At 42.6% G+C, this 1,917-nt stretch carries 1 protein-coding gene and 4 tRNA genes; 4 read left to right on the top strand and 1 reads right to left on the bottom strand.

Annotated features, from left to right (window positions below; translation table 11 throughout):
- Nucleotides 1-111: 111 nt before the first annotated feature.
- Nucleotides 112-185, top strand: a tRNA-Cys gene (locus AACW75_RS21750).
- A gap of 168 nt (nt 186-353) precedes the next feature.
- Here the strand turns inward: AACW75_RS21750 and AACW75_RS21745 are convergent.
- The gene (locus AACW75_RS21745; protein WP_017076021.1) at nt 354-1,142 is read right to left on the bottom strand and encodes a lipase family protein; all 789 of its coding nucleotides are present in this window, start codon (nt 1,140-1,142) and stop codon (nt 354-356) included.
- A 368-nt stretch (nt 1,143-1,510) separates the two neighbouring features.
- Here AACW75_RS21745 and AACW75_RS21740 point away from each other — a divergent pair.
- The 3 genes from AACW75_RS21740 to AACW75_RS21730 all read left to right on the top strand — a co-directional run bounded on the left by AACW75_RS21740 (nt 1,511) and on the right by AACW75_RS21730 (nt 1,881).
- A tRNA-Leu gene (locus tag AACW75_RS21740) sits at nt 1,511-1,597 on the top strand.
- Between the two features lie 83 nt (nt 1,598-1,680).
- Nucleotides 1,681-1,754: transfer RNA gene (locus tag AACW75_RS21735), tRNA-Cys, on the top strand.
- 51 nt (nt 1,755-1,805) lie between these two features.
- Nucleotides 1,806-1,881 (top strand) — tRNA-Gly (locus AACW75_RS21730).
- Nucleotides 1,882-1,917: the final 36 nt, after the last annotated feature.

Raw genomic sequence — 1,917 nt, 5'->3', positions numbered from 1 at the left:
ATCCCTCGGCGTTCGCGCTGTGCCGGTTCAAGTCCGGCCCGGGGCACCATCTATTTGATTGCTACTTTTAGTAGTGATTGAGAGAGTAGTTCTCTTAAAACACTCATTGAAGGCGCCTTGGCAGAGTGGCTATGCAGCGGATTGCAAATCCGTGGACCTCGGTTCGACTCCGGGAGGCGCCTCCATCATTTAGAAAAAACCAGTCCTCGTGGCTGGTTTTTTCGTTTTTGGCTTCTTACTTTTGATTCGTTTATTTCTCGCTATAAGAATTTTTAACCTAATCAACTCCTCTCGACTGACTTTATAGGCTTGTGCTCTTCTTTATGCAGTCAGCATCAACTTAATTCACTGTCTCAGTGCTTATCGAAGAAATCCTTGTTACGTATATACTTACTCATTAGATGATAAGAAAAGGGTCTTATCAGCCAACTAAAAATAGAACGGCCGAGACGAATAAGTGTCGGTGTATTTTCGTAGATTCTTCCGTTGTAAAGCCAAAGCACTTTTCCGACGTGCCAATATAATAAAGGGACGGGCGGCATGAAGGTCACGATGTCGATGTCACAACAGATACGGTAGGTTTTCTTACTTAAACGGTAGTTCTTTTTAAAACTCCAATCACCAATTGCAGGTTGCCCAAAGGTCACAATTCGTTTTATGCAACCTGGATATCTTTGCTCGAAGTAATCAGCAAATACACAACCAATAGCGCCGCCAGAAGAGTGCCCGGTGATAGAAATCCTTTTCCCTTGTTCTAACAAAGGCATCAGCGTGGCTTCTAAGCGTTCGATAACGGTCTGCCCAAGTTTGTCTTCGTTGCGGCTTGGTTGACTTTCTTGGAACATAAGATGGTAGAAACCAGCATGTATACGGTAGTTCAACCCAATCCTTTTACAACTTCTGGTCCACAGTGCAAAAGTGAGTAGCCAGTCAGAAACACTGTGTGAACCTTTAATAACGACAACTACTTCGTCCTTGTCGCTGCTCCATAAGACTCGAATCATGGTTTTACCAAACTGATTCTTTATGATGCGTTGCCCATTGGGATCAAACCCATAACGTGTTTGTTTAAAAACTCTAGGGTAGGCGAGGTTGCAGAGCACGGCATAGCGTTCATATTGGTATCGTTTTAGTGGCTTCACATTTTTACTTCATAATAAGAGTCACTTAAAACTCTAGTCGTTGAATGTGAAACGCACATTAAAACGGCTTAGTATTTCGTTTTTCACTTAAAATAAACGGAATAAGTGGAGTACAAAAGTTGAGTCTCGCTCTTAAAGTTTGATTCTTGCTGGCGAGTCGCAATTGAAAATCAAAATCTACGTATAAGAACCGTACAAGCTGCACTAAATTCATTCGTTTGAGTTCGATAATTAATCACTTGAATTAAAAGATAAAATTTATTGTTGACGAATTTTTTTCATCCGTTAAAGTACACCTCGTTCTCACGGCTTAGGTCGCTGAGAGATGGTGTTTTACTCTTCAGTAATCAGCATCGCATGATTGCGTTGCCCTGGTGGTGGAATTGGTAGACACAAGGGATTTAAAATCCCTCGGCGTTCGCGCTGTGCCGGTTCAAGTCCGGCCCGGGGCACCATCTATCTAGTTTCTACTTTGAGTAGAGTGTTGAACAAAGAGTGGTTCTCTTTAAACACTTCAATATATTTTTATGTTGATAAAGGCGCCTTGGCAGAGTGGCTATGCAGCGGATTGCAAATCCGTGGACCTCGGTTCGACTCCGGGAGGCGCCTCCATTCTCTTTCTTCTTTTTGTTTATGTGAAGGGATGAGTAGAAGAATGAAAATGCGATACTAGCTCAGTTGGTAGAGCGCAACCTTGCCAAGGTTGAGGTCATCGGTTCGAACCCGATGTATCGCTCCAAAATTTGTAATGTTGATTCATTTTGACATTAAGATG

Source organism: Vibrio sp. L3-7 (assembly GCF_963898195.1).
Taxonomy (GTDB): domain Bacteria; phylum Pseudomonadota; class Gammaproteobacteria; order Enterobacterales; family Vibrionaceae; genus Vibrio; species Vibrio echinoideorum.
This window is presented reverse-complemented; position numbering and strand designations above follow the sequence as displayed.